Genomic DNA, 15024 nt, shown 5'->3' on the forward strand with positions numbered 1-15024 from the left:
GCGCCGAATTACAAACGTGTAACTTAATAAGATAAGACAGGGCAAAGTATGGCGAGACGTATTCTGGTCGTAGAAGATGAAGCTCCAATTCGTGAAATGGTGTGCTTCGTGCTCGAGCAAAATGGCTTCCAGCCGGTTGAAGCGGAAGATTATGACAGCGCAGTGAACCAGCTGAATGAACCCTGGCCCGATCTGATTCTGCTGGACTGGATGTTGCCTGGCGGCTCCGGACTGCAGTTTATCAAACATCTGAAGCGTGAAGCGCTGACCCGCGACATCCCGGTTGTGATGCTCACGGCGCGCGGAGAGGAAGAGGATCGCGTGCGCGGACTAGAAACCGGCGCGGACGATTACATCACTAAACCGTTCTCCCCAAAAGAGCTGGTCGCCCGCATTAAAGCCGTGATGCGCCGTATTTCACCGATGGCGGTGGAAGAGGTGATAGAGATGCAGGGACTCAGCCTTGACCCTACCTCGCACCGCGTGATGACCGGCGAAAACCCCCTCGATATGGGCCCTACCGAATTTAAACTCCTGCACTTCTTTATGACTCACCCGGAACGCGTATACAGCCGCGAGCAGTTGCTGAATAACGTCTGGGGAACTAACGTGTATGTCGAAGACCGGACGGTTGACGTACATATTCGCCGCCTGCGAAAAGCGCTGGAACTGAGCGGCCACGATCGCATGGTACAGACGGTCCGCGGCACGGGTTATCGTTTTTCGACCCGTTTCTGAACAATGACAGGAGTGTGACGCGTGCTGGAACGTCTGTCATGGAAAAGGCTCGTCTTTGAACTGATCTTATGCTGTATTCCGGCCTTCCTTCTTGGGGCCTTTCTCGGACATCTGCCGTGGTTTCTGCTGGCGTCGGTCACCGGGCTGCTGATCTGGCATTTCTGGAACCTGCTGCGCCTCTCCTGGTGGCTGTGGGTTGACCGCAGTATGACCCCACCGCCGGGCAGCGGCAGCTGGGAGCCCCTGCTGTACGGCCTGCACCAGATGCAGATGCGTAATAAAAAGCGCCGTCGCGAGCTGGGAAGCCTGATTAAGCGTTTTCGCAGCGGGGCGGAGTCGTTGCCGGATGCGGTCATCCTGACCACTGAAGAAGGCACCATCTTCTGGTGTAACGGCCTGGCGCAACAGCTGCTGGGCCTTCGCTGGCCGGACGATAACGGTCAGAACATCCTTAACCTTTTACGCTATCCCGAATTCACGCTGTATCTGAAAAAGCGTGATTTTACCCGCCCGCACAATCTGAAGCTCAATAATGGTCGCCATCTGGAAATCCGCGTGATGCCTTACAGCGATAAGCAGTGGCTGATGGTGGCGCGCGATGTCACCCAAATGCACCAGCTTGAGGGCGCGCGCCGTAATTTCTTTGCGAACGTCAGCCACGAACTGCGTACTCCGTTGACCGTGCTTCAGGGCTATCTGGAGATGATGCAGGAGCAAACGCTGGAAGGTGCGCCGCGTGAAAAAGCGCTGCATACCATGCGCGAGCAAACGCATCGCATGGAAGGGCTGGTGAAGCAGTTGCTGACGCTCTCGAAGATTGAAGCGGCGCCTACGCTTGCGCTGAATGACACGATAGATGTGCCGATGATGCTGCGGGTCGTGGAGCGTGAAGCGCAGACGTTAAGCCACAAAAAGCATCACCTGACCTTCGAGGTCGACAGCACGCTAAAGGTGCTGGGCAGTGAGGATGAGCTTCGTAGCGCCATATCCAACCTGGTGTACAACGCGGTGAACCATACGCCGGAAGGGACGGATATTATGGTGCGCTGGAACCGTACCCCTACGGGCGCCGAGTTTAGCGTGGAAGATAACGGGCCGGGGATCGCACCGGAGCATATCCCGCGTCTGACCGAACGCTTCTACCGCGTGGATAAAGCGCGGTCGCGGCAAACAGGGGGGAGCGGCCTGGGGCTGGCGATTGTGAAGCACGCGGTAAATCACCACGAAAGCCGACTTGATATTCAGAGTACGCTGGGGAAAGGAACCCGCTTCAGTTTCGTTATTCCGGAACGATTAATTGCCAAAAAGACCGCCTGAGGGCAGGTGTGTCATTTTCCCTTTCCACGGGTCAGCATCTGCTGGCCCGTTTGCTTTGCAGTCAAGCGAAACGCGGATGAATAATATACGGCTGGGTGTTTTTTGTTCGCATGATTAGCCATGAGTTTTTCCTGTAAATAGCGTATTGTGCTGGCGTGTATTTTCATGCTGGCATATTGTTCTGGTTTTGAGATCCCACCTTGCCTTTAAACGTTATAAGCGTTTAAATTGCCCCCCAGATACTGTCAGACCGACTGTATTTGCGTGGTAAATCGAAAAACTATTCTTCTCCACGCCAGGACGGGAGCATTTCCCGCTGAAATTGAGCAATTTTTCGGCTGTATCGTCCCGTCAGGGAAAACGAAAATCTCAATGTTTTCAACACCACATCCACAGGCAGTAAGGTTTTATGACCCATCACTTAAAATCGCGTGACATCATCGCGCTGGGCTTTATGACATTTGCGCTGTTCGTTGGCGCAGGCAACATTATTTTCCCTCCAATGGTTGGCTTACAGGCGGGTGAACACGTCTGGACCGCTGCGTTTGGTTTCCTGATTACTGCCGTGGGTCTACCGGTACTGACCGTCGTCGCGCTGGCGAAAGTCGGTGGCGGCGTGGACAGCCTCAGCACGCCGATTGGCAAAGTCGCAGGTGTTCTGCTGGCCACTGTCTGCTATCTGGCCGTGGGCCCGCTGTTTGCCACCCCGCGCACGGCGACCGTTTCCTTTGAAGTGGGGATTGCTCCGCTGACCGGCGACGGCCCGATGCCGCTGTTTATCTACAGCCTGGTCTACTTCGCGATTGTCATTCTGGTCTCCCTCTATCCGGGCAAACTGCTGGATACCGTGGGTAACTTCCTGGCGCCGCTGAAAATCATCGCCCTGATCGTTCTCGCTGTGGCCGCTATCATCTGGCCAGCAGGCCCGATCAGCGACGCAATGGACGCCTATAAAAACGCCGCGTTCTCTAACGGTTTTGTGAACGGCTACCTGACGATGGATACGCTGGGCGCAATGGTGTTTGGTATTGTTATCGTTAACGCCGCGCGTTCCCGCGGTGTGACCGAAGCGCGTCTGCTGACCCGCTATACCATCTGGGCTGGCCTGATGGCTGGTGTGGGTCTGACGCTGCTGTATCTGGCGCTGTTCCGCCTGGGCTCTGATAGCGCCATGCTGGTTGATCAGAACGCGAACGGTGCGGCTATTCTGCACGCTTACGTCCAGCACACCTTCGGTGGTGCGGGCAGTATGCTGCTGGCGGCGCTGATTTTCCTGGCGTGTCTGGTGACCGCAGTGGGCCTGACCTGCGCCTGTGCTGAGTTCTTTGCGCAGTATCTGCCGCTCTCTTACCGCACCCTGGTGTTTATCCTCGGTATCTTCTCCATGGCGGTGTCCAACCTCGGTCTGAGCCACCTGATTCAGGTCTCTATTCCGGTGCTGACGGCCATCTATCCGCCGTGCATCGTGCTGGTGGTGCTGAGCTTCACCCGTCCGTGGTGGAATAACTCCTCACGAATTATTGCGCCAGCCATGTTTATCAGCCTGATTTTTGGTATCCTTGACGGGATTAAAGCATCAGCGTTCGCCGCGATTCTGCCCGCCTGGACACAGCGTCTGCCGCTGTCCGAGCAGGGCCTGGCCTGGCTGATGCCTACCGTTGTTGCACTGGTTCTGGCGATTATCTGGGACCGTGCTGCAGGGCGCCAGGTTGCATCTAACGCCCATTAATCAACGGCAACAAACTGTTTAACCACGGGGCTTAAGGCCCCGTGGTTTTTTGTTTTTTCGTGTTGAATGGCAAGATTTTAATGGAAAGCACTAACAAACTTAAACGTGGTCTCAGCACACGCCACATCCGCTTTATGGCGCTGGGCTCTGCGATTGGTACCGGTCTTTTTTATGGCTCGGCAGATGCCATCAAAATGGCCGGTCCAAGCGTTCTGCTGGCCTACATCATTGGCGGCGTGGCGGCGTATATCATCATGCGCGCCCTCGGAGAGATGTCGGTTCACAATCCTTCTGCCAGTTCGTTCTCGCGCTATGCGCAGGAAAACCTCGGACCGCTGGCCGGGTTTATCACTGGCTGGACCTACTGCTTTGAAATTTTGATTGTGGCCATTGCCGATGTGACGGCGTTTGGTATCTATATGGGCGTCTGGTTCCCGACGGTGCCGCACTGGATCTGGGTGCTGAGCGTGGTGCTGCTCATCTGCGCCGTCAACCTGATGAGCGTGAAGGTGTTCGGCGAACTTGAGTTCTGGTTCTCCTTCTTCAAGGTCGCCACCATTATCATCATGATTGTGGCCGGTTTTGGCATCATCCTCTGGGGGATTGGCAACGGCGGTCAGCCGACCGGGATCCATAACCTCTGGAGCAACGGGGGCTTCTTCAGCAACGGCTGGCTCGGGATGGTGATGTCGCTGCAGATGGTGATGTTCGCCTACGGCGGTATTGAAATTATTGGTATCACCGCCGGGGAAGCGAAAGACCCTGAGAAATCCATTCCACGTGCCATCAACTCCGTGCCGATGCGTATTCTGGTGTTCTATGTGGGCACGCTGTTCGTGATTATGTCCATCTACCCATGGAACCAGGTCGGTACCAACGGTAGCCCGTTTGTGCTGACCTTCCAGCATATGGGCATTGCGTTTGCTGCCAGCATTCTGAACTTCGTGGTGCTGACCGCGTCGCTTTCCGCGATCAACAGTGACGTCTTTGGCGTAGGCCGTATGCTACACGGCATGGCGGAGCAGGGCAGTGCGCCGAAGGTGTTCGCTAAAACCTCCCGCCGCGGCACGCCGTGGGTGACGGTGGTGGTCATGACCGTTGCGCTGCTGTTCTCGGTTTACCTGAACTACATCATGCCGGAGAACGTCTTCCTGGTGATTGCGTCGCTGGCGACCTTCGCGACCGTGTGGGTGTGGATCATGATCCTGCTGTCGCAGATTGCGTTCCGCCGTCGACTGTCGCCGGAAGAGGCGAAAGCGCTGAAGTTTAAAGTCCCGGGTGGCGTTGCAACAACCGTCGTCGGGCTGATCTTCCTGGTGTTTATCATTGGCCTGATTGGCTACCATCCGGATACCCGTATTTCCCTCTACGTGGGCTGTGCGTGGATCGTCCTGCTGCTGGTTGGCTGGGTGTTTAAATGCCGCCGCGATCGCCAACTGGCAGAAGCGCAGTAATTTTTTTATTCCCTCTCCCTGTGGGAGAGGGTTAGGGTGAGGGCATCAGGCCGCACTGATCCCTCCTCCCCCGTCCTCCTCCCCCAATAAATCACGTCATGGTGAGCTATCCTTAACCACCCTGTGGCAAGGTGACGTCAATTTCATCAAAGGGGATTCGTGATGTTAAATGCCTGGCACCTTCCGGTTGCCCCATTTGTTAAGCAAAACAAAGACAACCTTGTGATTACGCTCTGGCTGGCGGGGGAAAATCAGCCTGAACGCGTGACGCTCCGCGCCGAAATTGATAATGAAGAGACCGGGCTGAAAATGCACAAGCTGCGCAGCCAGCCGCAGCCGGGGATCACCGCCTGGCGGGCGAATATCGATTTGCGTAGCGGACAGCCACGCCGCCGTTATAGCTTCAAGCTGCTGTGGAACCATCGTCAGCTGTGGTTTACCCCGCAGGGGTTTAGCCGGTTCCCGCCCGCACGGCTGGAACAGTTTGCCGTTGATTATCCGGATAGCGGACCGCAGTGGGTTAACGATCAGGTCTTTTACCAGATTTTCCCGGACCGCTTTGCGCGTAGCGAAAAACGCACTGCCGACCAGGATAAGGTCTATCACCACCACGCGGCGGGCCACGACATTATCCTGAAAAAATGGGATGAGCCGGTGACGGCGCAGGCGGGCGGCTCGACGTTTTACGGCGGCGATCTCGACGGCATCAGCGAAAAGCTGCCGTACCTGAAAAAACTGGGCGTGACGGCGCTGTACCTCAACCCGGTGTTTAAAGCCCCGAGCGTACATAAATACGATACACAGGATTATCGCCACGTTGACGCGCAGTTTGGCGGGGACGAGGCACTGCTGCGCCTGCGAGAGAACACCCTTAAGGAAGGCATGCGCCTGATTCTGGACGGCGTGTTTAACCACAGCGGAGATTCGCACGCCTGGTTTGACCGTCATAACCAGTCGATGGGCGGAGCATGTCATAACCCGGACTTGCCGCAGCGTGACTGGTACAGCTTTAATGAGGAGGGGCGTGCCCTGGACTGGCTGGGCTACCCCAGTCTGCCGAAGCTGGATTTCCAGTCATCAACGCTGGTTAATGAGATTTACGGCGGCGAAGACAGCATCGTCCGCCACTGGCTGAACGCCCCGTGGAATATGGACGGCTGGCGTCTGGACGTCGTACATATGCTGGGTGAAGCGGGAGGGGCGCGAAATAACCTGCAGCACGTCGGTGGGATCACGCGCTCGGCAAAAGCGGCCCGGCCTGAAGCGTTCGTATTTGGCGAACACTTTGGCGACGCGCGGCAGTGGCTGCAAAACGATGCCGAAGATGCGGCGATGAACTATCGCGGTTTTACCTTCCCGCTATGGGGTTTCCTGGCGAATACTGATATCTCCTACGATCCGAACCACATTGACGCCGAAACCTGCGCAGCGTGGATGGATAACTACCGCGCCGGGCTGTCTCATCAGCAGCAGCTGAGGATGTTTAACCAGCTTGATAGTCACGATACCGCACGCTTTAAATCCCTGCTCGGCAAGGATGTGGCGCGTCTGCCGCTGGCGGTCACCTGGCTCTTCACCTGGCCGGGCGTACCGTGTATCTACTACGGAGATGAAGTGGGACTGGACGGCAACAACGATCCGTTCTGTCGCAAAACCTTCCCGTGGGCGCCGGAAAAACAGGACAAGGTGCTGTTCAGCCTCTATCAGCGGCTGGCGAAGCTGCGTAAACAGAGCCTCGCCCTGCGCTACGGCGGCTGCCAGGTGGTGTACGCCCATGATAACGTGGTGGTCTTTGTCCGCGTCTATAACCAGCAGCGCGTGCTGGTGGCTATCAACCGGGGCGAGGCTTGTGAAGTGGTGCTGGATGATTCCCCGCTGTTGAAGGTGGCTACGTGGAAGAATAAAGAGGGCAAGGCGACGATTCAGGACGGCGTGCTGGCGCTGCCGGCGATATCCGCGACGATCTGGGTCGGTAGCTAACGCGACGGTAAATGTTTCCACCTTTAAGATGGCGCAAATGCAACGATTTGTGTCAATCTTAACGAATAGTTTACGGTGAAGGTGGAAACATGGACGAGCTCTACATCCTTGGCTGTTTGTTACTGGTTTTTGCGCTGGTGGTTGCGCCCGTGCTTGCGGTTATTGGCTTTAATCGGAGCACGGCGGCGCGGCAGGAGATCGCCAGGCTTCGCCAGCGTATTGAAGCGCTTGAGCAGCGTGGTGCCGCTGAGATAGCGCCGGAGACGGCGAAGACCGCCGCGCCGGTGGTTGTGACCGCGCCAGTGGTGGAGCACACTCCCGCACGTGTCGACCCCTGGCGTCCGGACGCCCGCGTGCCCAGGGCTGAACCCGCTCCCGTTTCCGCTCCTGCCCCTGCGGCAAAACAGCCATCCGTCTTTGGCGGCATACTGACGTCGCTGGTGCGCTGGTTTATGCAGGGAAATCCGCTGGCGAAGCTGGGGATCCTGCTGCTTTTCCTCGGTCTCTCTTTCCTGCTGCGCTATACCGTAGAACATTCCCTGTTCCCGCTTGAGTTGCGCCTGGTGGCGACGGCGCTGTTTGCCATCGTTCTGCTGGCGATTGGCTGGCGACTGCGGCATAAGCAGCCGGTTTATGCGCTTATCTTACAGGGTGGGGCGACGGGCATTCTTTACCTGACGGTCTTTGGTGCCTTCCGGCTCTGGCAAATGTTGCCGATGACGCTGGCTTTTGCGCTGCTGGTAGCGATTTGCGCCGCGAGCGTCGGGCTGGCCGTGCTGCAAAAGGCCTTGAGCCTGGCCATGCTGGCGAGCCTCGGCGGGTATCTGGCACCGCTGCTCCTGTCTACCGGAGGCGGCAACTTTGTGGCGCTGTTCTCTTTCTATCTCCTGCTTTCCATCGGTATTCTCGCCATCAGCATCTGGCAGCACTGGCGCGAGCTCAATCTGCTCGGTCTGCTTTTTACGTTTGGCGTGGGTGGCCTCTGGGGGCTGAGCGACTATCAGCCTGAACACTATTGGGTGTGCCAGCTGTTCCTGATTGCCAATACGCTGATATTCGGCGTGCTGTGCGTGGCGCTGTCGCTGCGGGCGCAGGAAAAAGGGAAACAGATTATTGACGGCGTACTGCTGTTTGCTCCGCCGCTGATTGGCTTCGGGATGCAGTACGGCATGACCCGGCACTGGGAATATGGCCCGGCGCTGAGCGCGCTCGGATATGGGGCATTTTATCTTTCCCTTGCGTTCCTCGCGCTGCGGCGCTATCCGTCCATCGGACGACCACTGGTCATGGCGGCGCTGGCCATCGGCGGCGGGTTCGCTACGCTCGCCATTCCGCTGGCACTCTCGGCGCGCTGGACGGCGATGGCCTGGGCGCTGGAGGGGCTGGGTATCCTCTGGCTGGGCATGCAGCAGAACCAGCGTCGTATGAGCTATAGCGGGACGGCGCTGCTGGTGCTGGCACTCGGCAGCGCGCTGTGGGCGCAAATGGACGGCGTGACGTCGCTGAGCCTTCTCCTTATCTTCGCCATCCTCAGCCTTTGCTGGCTGGCTGCGGCGTGGCTATGGCGCAAAAGTGTTCTGCCGGTCAGTTGGGCGTTGTTGGCAGGCGGCCTGTTGTTCTGGATCGTGGCGCTATTGGGTGCCTCGCAACGGGTGCTGAAACAAGAATTACCTGTTCTGGCAGGCGTGCTGGCGCTCTCGGCCGTCTCGGTCTGGGGCTGGCGCCAGGCTGCCGCTCGTCTGGCGTGGCGGGAGCTGGATGCCAGCAAATGGCTGCTGTGGCCACTGATGCTGGTGATGGTGGTTTACCAGCTTTCGCATCAGCAGATCGTTGCCGCTGGCTGGTCAAATCTGGCCTGGTGCATTGCACTTCCTGCCGCATTGATGCTGCTGCGACGTGACGGTGAAAGACTACTGCCGCGCATCGCGATGGGGCTGCACCTGACGCTTTGCTGGATGATTTTACTGGCGCTGGCGGCTGAGCTTTACTGGTTTGCTCGCGCGCTACCGTGGGGCATGGCGGCGTGGGGCAGTGGACTGGCGATGGCGGCTGGGGGCGGCGTGATAATGGCGCTTTCCGCGGCGGTGCGTCGCCGCGCGTGGCCGTTCGGGGAGTGGCCTGCGCTCTATACCTGCCTGGCGCCGATCCCTGTCGTCGTGGCGCTGCTGGTGCTGCTGGTCGTGACCAATTTCCAGGACGGCGTCGTTTACCGGCAAATCTGGCTGCCGCTGGTGAACCCGCTTGAGGAAGGCGCGGCATTCGCGCTGCTGGGGCTGGTGGTCTTTTATCGGGCAGTGGATCGCTACTATCCCGCGTTGCTTGCTCAGGCTCGCCCGTGGCCTGCCGTTGCTATCATGGCGTTTGGCTTCTGGTGGCTTAACGGGGCGCTGATGCGCGCTCTGGCCTGGTATGGGGATGTGGCCTGGAATATGGCGTCGCTGTGGGATTCGCGGCTTATTCAGACCACGTTTGCCCTGTTCTGGATGCTGATCGCGCTGGTGGCCATGGTCCATGCTACCCGCCGGGCCTCCCGCCAGGAGTGGCTCTGCGGGGCCGCCTTGCTGGGGGTCGTGATGGTTAAACTGATGCTGGTGGACAGCGCAGGCGGAGGCGGCCTGTCCCGTGCCGTGGCGTTTATCGGCGTGGCGATACTGGTCCTGATCGTGGGGTATTTCTCGCCACTACCGCCTAAAACTGGAGATGAAAAATGAAATGGATGAAAGCGGTAGTCTGTACCACGCTGCTGGCGCTATCGGGCATGGCGTTCTGCGACGAGATACAAACGGAATCGCCGCGGGATTATGCCTTTGGTCGTTCACTGGAAACGTCGGTTCCTTCCCAGTGGTATCGGGTATTGCTGCCGCTCGCCGTCTATGAACAGAGCACCTCCCCGAATCTGGACGATGTCCGCGTCTTTAATCAGTCGGGTGAGCCGGTTCCCTTCAGCCTGGTCACCGCGACGCGCCCGCAGGTGGTGGCGCAATCCACGGTGCTGCGTCTTTTTCCTCTGGACGCCTCACCGCTTGCCGCGGCGCCAGATGCCGGTGATAGCAATAAGATCCTGCTCCGTTCCGGAAATGGCGTTGAGATTGTGCTCGAAGGGCAGAAAGCTGCCGTGGCCGGGCAACATTATCTGCTGACCTTGCCAGAGCAGGCGACGGGTGAGATGGCTATATCCCAGCTGCAGCTGCTCTGGAATCCCCCTCAGACGTCGTGGCAGGGAACGGCGTCGGTCTATTACAGCGAGGATTTGAAGCGCTGGTATACCCTACGCGAGGATATGCCCTTGCTGGACGTCGTCAGTGGCCAGGATCGCCTTAAGCTCGATCGGATCGATACCGATACGGTTTTATCTCCTGATGCGAATCGCTATCTCATGGTGGTGCTGAATACGCAGAGCCAGGGCATGACCTTGACCGGCGTAAACGCGATTAGCGCCCCTGCGCAGATGGCTCCGGAAGCGATCGACCTGGAGGGGGAAGGGGAACAGCTATCGACAAGCGAAGCGCAGTGGCACTGGGCGCACCCGCAGCCATTGAGCGCGGTCAGCTTCTTGCTGAATGGCGACGGCGTTCTGCCCGTGGAGATCGCGTGGCGAAGTACGGAAAAAGACACATGGCACCCCCTGAAAAAAGAGGTTCTTTACCGCCTGGAGGGCAAAACGTCTGCGCCGGTTTCGCTTAACGGAGAGCGGGTCCAGGCGGTAAAAATCACGACGCTGAATGCGCGTCTGCCTGAATACCTTCCGAACGTCATAGGGCATCGCGACCGCGTTGATCTGGTGTTTAACGCGCAGGGGAAAGCACCGTACGTGCTCGCCTGGGGAAACGGGGCGGCAAAACCAGCAAACCTGGAGCCAGACATGCTGATCCCCGCCGACCTGCGCAAAACCTATGATATGGCGAATCTGCCGCAGGCCGATATTGTGGATGATGTCGCGTTGGGCGGTGAGGCGCGTTTAACCGCCACTTCTGCGGGCGAGCAGGAGAGCCGGATGAACGCGCTGCTGGTGTGGAGCGTGCTGATTGTGGGCGTGATCCTGCTGGCGCTCATGGCCTGGCGTATCTGGCGAGAGACGCAGCGTAAAGCATAAAAAAAGGCCCGCATGTGCGGGCCTTCTTCGTAAACCGTGCCGATTACAGGCTGGATACGTTCTCAGACAGGTATTTTGCTACGCCGTCTGGGGAAGCAGCCATACCTTCTTTACCTTTTTCCCACTGAGCCGGGCACACTTCGCCGTGCTCTTCGTGGAACTGCAGCGCGTCAACCATGCGCAGCATTTCGTCGATGTTACGACCCAGCGGCAGATCGTTCACTACCTGGTGACGAACGATGCCGTTTGCGTCGATCAGGAAAGAACCGCGCAGTGCAACGCCAGCGTCCGGATGTTCGATACCGTAAGCCTGCTGGATTTCGCGTTTGATGTCCGCAACCATTGCGTATTTCACCGCACCGATGCCGCCTTTGTCGACAGGGGTGTTACGCCATGCGTTGTGTACAAATTCAGAGTCGAAGGAGACGCCAACCACTTCCACGCCACGCTTCTGGAATTCTTCATAACGTTTGTCGAAGGCGATCAGCTCAGACGGGCAAACGAAGGTGAAGTCCATTGGCCAGAAGAACAGAACGGTCGCTTTACCGTTGGTGTGCTGTTTGAAGTTGAAGTTTTCAACGATTTCACCGTTGCCCAGAACTGCTGCAGCTGTAAAATCCGGAGCCGGACGAGTTACCAGAACCATATGATTCTCCTGTAGATACTAAGGTTATTTGGAACGCAACGCGAGCCAGTATAGAGAGTGTTCATGGATAAGACAAAGAGGTGGTGACAATCGTTCCGCCAGCTTTTACCTATCAATGTAAATCTGTCACAGCTGTTTGTTTTTCGCTTGCGCCATCATGCGCGGATAGAACTGCCAGAATTGCGTCCCCAGCGCGTCATAGTGTGCATCCAGGTCATACCAGGAGTCACGCAGCGCATCCAGACGCGGCCGGCGGCTGGCCATGCCATTCAGGACGTTCTGGATAAAATCCATCTCACCATAGCGCTCCAGCCAGCGTTCTGACCACAAATAGTTGTTCAGATTAACAAAGCGCGGCGGTGAGTCGGGCAAAATGACCGACACCTGTGCATGGGCGTAGCGCACAAACTCTGGCAACGGTAGCGACGGGGAGAGCTGTTCCCAGTGGCGAGACAGGAAATGGTCCCACATCACATCCAGCGTGATCGGCGCAACGCGGCGCGTCTCAGGGCGGAACCACGCTTTGGCTTCCGTGACCTCGGGCAGGTTATCGGTGATGACATCAATGCGGCGGTGCATAAAGATGCCGTCGACAACCTCAGGGGAATAGTCTTCTGCAGGGTTGCCGCGCACGAAATCGGCCAGCAGATTGCCGGAAAGGGAGCTGTCAGCGAGGTGAGCGAGATGCAGGTGAGCGAGAAAATTCATGCGTTTTATTTGTCCGGGGGCGGCTAATTGTTGCAGCAAAAGGGTGTGAGCACTAGACTATGCCGCCTGTTTTTAAGTCACGAGTATACGTCATGCGCGTCGCCGATTTCTCCTTTGAACTACCTGAATCCCTGATTGCTCACTATCCCATGCCTGAGCGCAGCAGCTGTCGCTTACTGTCGCTGGATGGGCCAACGGGCGAGCTGACGCACGGTACTTTCACCGATTTGCTCGACAAGCTCAACCCTGGCGATCTGCTGGTCTTTAACAACACCCGCGTGATCCCGGCGCGTCTGTTTGGCCGTAAGGCCAGCGGCGGCAAGATTGAAGTGCTGGTCGAACGTATGCTCGATGATAAACGTATTCTGGCACATATTCGCGCCTCTAAAGCGCCGAAGCCGGGCGCAGAACTGCTGCTGGGCGATGACGAGAGCATTAAAGCGACCATGACCGCGCGTCACGACGCGCTATTTGAGGTTGAATTCCAGGACGAGCGCACGGTCCTCGATATCCTTAACGCCATCGGCCATATGCCGCTGCCGCCGTATATTGAACGCCCGGACGAAGAGGCCGATCGCGAGCTGTACCAGACCGTCTACAGCCAGAAACCTGGCGCGGTCGCGGCGCCGACGGCAGGCCTGCACTTTGATGAACCGCTGCTGGAAAAACTGCGCGCGAAGGGCGTTGAGATGGCGTTCGTGACGCTGCACGTCGGCGCGGGTACGTTCCAGCCGGTGCGCGTAGACAGCATTGAAGACCACATCATGCACTCTGAGTATGCCGAAGTGCCTCAAGAGGTGGTGGACGCGGTGCTGGCGGCGAAAGCGCGCGGAAACCGCGTGGTTGCGGTAGGCACGACTTCAGTCCGTTCGCTGGAGAGCGCTGCACAGGCCGCGAAAACGGGTCTCATCGAGCCGTTCTTTGGCGATACGCAGATCTTTATCTACCCGGGCTACCAGTACAAAGTCATTGATGCGCTGGTGACCAACTTCCATCTGCCTGAATCGACGCTGATTATGCTGGTTTCCGCGTTTGCGGGTTATCAGCATACGATGAATGCTTACAAGTCTGCGGTAGAACAAAAATATCGCTTTTTTAGCTACGGGGACGCGATGTTTATCACGTACAATCCGCAGGCTTTGAATGAGCGTGTCGGGGAATAAGTCCGCGGCACCGTATGACAACGTTGGACTGTTTTTCTGACGTCGGAGAAAAAATGAAATTTGAACTCGATACCACCGATGGCCGCGCGCGTCGCGGTCGTCTGGTGTTTGATCGCGGCGTGGTGGAAACCCCCGCGTTTATGCCTGTGGGTACGTACGGCACCGTAAAAGGGATGACGCCGGAAGAAGTTGAAGCCACTGGCGCACAGATTATCCTCGGTAACACCTTCCACCTGTGGCTGCGCCCGGGTCAGGAGATCATGAAGCTGCACGGTGACCTGCACGACTTCATGCAGTGGAAAGGCCCAATCCTGACCGATTCCGGCGGTTTCCAGGTCTTCAGCCTGGGGGATATCCGCAAGATCACCGAGCAGGGCGTTCACTTCCGTAACCCGATCAACGGCGATCCGATTTTCCTCGATCCAGAAAAGTCGATGGAGATTCAGTACGATCTCGGTTCTGACATCGTGATGATCTTCGACGAATGTACGCCATACCCGGCTGACTGGGACTACGCGAAACGCTCTATGGAGATGTCTCTGCGTTGGGCGAAGCGTAGCCGCGACCGTTTTGACTCCCTGCAGAACAAAAATGCGCTGTTCGGCATTATCCAGGGCAGCGTTTACGAAGATTTACGCGATATCTCCGTTAAAGGTCTGGTAGAGATAGGTTTTGATGGCTACGCTGTCGGCGGTTTGGCTGTGGGTGAGCCGAAGGAAGATATGCACCGCATTCTGGAGCATGTCTGCCCGCAAATCCCGGCGGATAAACCACGATACCTGATGGGTGTGGGTAAACCAGAAGATCTGGTGGAAGGCGTACGTCGCGGCATCGATATGTTCGACTGCGTCATGCCAACCCGTAACGCACGTAACGGTCATCTGTTCGTGACTGACGGCGTGGTGAAAATCCGTAACGCGAAGCATAAGAGTGACACCAGCCCGCTCGATTCCGAGTGCGATTGCTATACCTGTCGCAATTATTCCCGCGCGTATCTGCATCATCTCGATCGTTGCAACGAGATTTTGGGCGCGCGTCTCAATACCATTCATAATCTTCGTTATTATCAGCGCTTAATGGCTGGTTTACGTAAGGCTATCGAAGAGGGTAAATTAGAGAGCTTCGTGGCCGATTTCTACCAACGTCAGGGGCGGGATGTTCCACCGTTGAACGTTGATTAATTTTAATAATGAGGG

At 57.3% G+C, this 15024-nt stretch carries 11 protein-coding genes; 9 read left to right on the forward strand and 2 right to left on the reverse strand.

Annotated elements, in window-relative coordinates; genetic code table 11:
* Nucleotides 1-48 precede the first annotated feature (48 nt).
* The 7 genes from phoB (at nucleotide 49) to L3068_RS04725 (ending at nucleotide 11311) form a co-directional block, all read left to right on the forward strand.
* Nucleotides 49-738, forward strand: coding sequence for a phosphate response regulator transcription factor PhoB (phoB, locus tag L3068_RS04695; protein ID WP_008503265.1), 690 nt, complete (start codon nucleotides 49-51; stop codon nucleotides 736-738).
* Nucleotides 739-759: 21 nt separating this feature from the next.
* Nucleotides 760-2055: a phosphate regulon sensor histidine kinase PhoR gene (gene phoR / locus L3068_RS04700; protein WP_014882743.1), complete on the forward strand. Its 1296-nt coding sequence runs from the start codon at nucleotides 760-762 to the stop codon at nucleotides 2053-2055.
* Between the two features lie 409 nt (nucleotides 2056-2464).
* The gene (brnQ, locus tag L3068_RS04705) at nucleotides 2465-3784 is read left to right on the forward strand and encodes a branched-chain amino acid transporter carrier protein BrnQ (RefSeq protein WP_014882744.1); all 1320 of its coding nucleotides are present in this window, start codon (nucleotides 2465-2467) and stop codon (nucleotides 3782-3784) included.
* An 80-nt stretch (nucleotides 3785-3864) separates the two neighbouring features.
* Nucleotides 3865-5238: a proline-specific permease ProY gene (proY, locus tag L3068_RS04710; protein WP_014882745.1), complete on the forward strand. Its 1374-nt coding sequence runs from the start codon at nucleotides 3865-3867 to the stop codon at nucleotides 5236-5238.
* Nucleotides 5239-5400: 162 nt separating this feature from the next.
* Nucleotides 5401-7218 (forward strand): maltodextrin glucosidase, encoded by a 1818-nt coding sequence (gene malZ, locus L3068_RS04715; RefSeq protein WP_117581170.1) that lies wholly within the window; start codon nucleotides 5401-5403, stop codon nucleotides 7216-7218.
* Between the two features lie 89 nt (nucleotides 7219-7307).
* Entirely contained in the window at nucleotides 7308-9929 is a 2622-nt protein-coding gene (locus tag L3068_RS04720; RefSeq protein WP_117581168.1) for a DUF2339 domain-containing protein, read from the forward strand.
* Nucleotides 9926-11311, forward strand: coding sequence for a DUF3999 family protein (locus L3068_RS04725; RefSeq protein ID WP_117581166.1), 1386 nt, complete (start codon nucleotides 9926-9928; stop codon nucleotides 11309-11311). Before L3068_RS04720 ends, L3068_RS04725 begins: the two co-directional genes overlap by 4 nt.
* Before the next feature lie 43 nt (nucleotides 11312-11354).
* On the opposite strand, the gene L3068_RS04730 is transcribed toward L3068_RS04725, so the two are convergent.
* Nucleotides 11355-11957, reverse strand: a complete 603-nt coding sequence (locus L3068_RS04730) for a peroxiredoxin (protein WP_008503347.1) — start codon at nucleotides 11955-11957, stop codon at nucleotides 11355-11357.
* A 126-nt stretch (nucleotides 11958-12083) separates the two neighbouring features.
* On the reverse strand, nucleotides 12084-12665 hold the full coding sequence (acpH, locus tag L3068_RS04735; RefSeq protein ID WP_032637355.1) for an ACP phosphodiesterase: 582 nt from the start codon (nucleotides 12663-12665) through the stop codon (nucleotides 12084-12086).
* A 92-nt stretch (nucleotides 12666-12757) separates the two neighbouring features.
* Here acpH and queA point away from each other — a divergent pair, with 92 nt between their 5' ends.
* Both queA and tgt read left to right on the forward strand, forming a co-directional pair.
* Nucleotides 12758-13828 carry a tRNA preQ1(34) S-adenosylmethionine ribosyltransferase-isomerase QueA gene (queA, locus tag L3068_RS04740; RefSeq protein WP_014882750.1) on the forward strand — a complete coding sequence of 357 codons (1071 nt, stop codon included), beginning with the start codon at nucleotides 12758-12760 and terminating at the stop codon, nucleotides 13826-13828.
* 53 nt (nucleotides 13829-13881) lie between these two features.
* A complete protein-coding gene (gene tgt / locus L3068_RS04745) occupies nucleotides 13882-15009 on the forward strand; it encodes a tRNA guanosine(34) transglycosylase Tgt (protein WP_117581164.1) in 1128 nt (375 codons plus the stop codon).
* The last annotated feature ends 15 nt before the right edge of the window (nucleotides 15010-15024 follow it).

Source organism: Enterobacter cloacae complex sp. ECL414 (assembly GCF_021869685.1).
Taxonomy (GTDB): domain Bacteria; phylum Pseudomonadota; class Gammaproteobacteria; order Enterobacterales; family Enterobacteriaceae; genus Enterobacter; species Enterobacter kobei.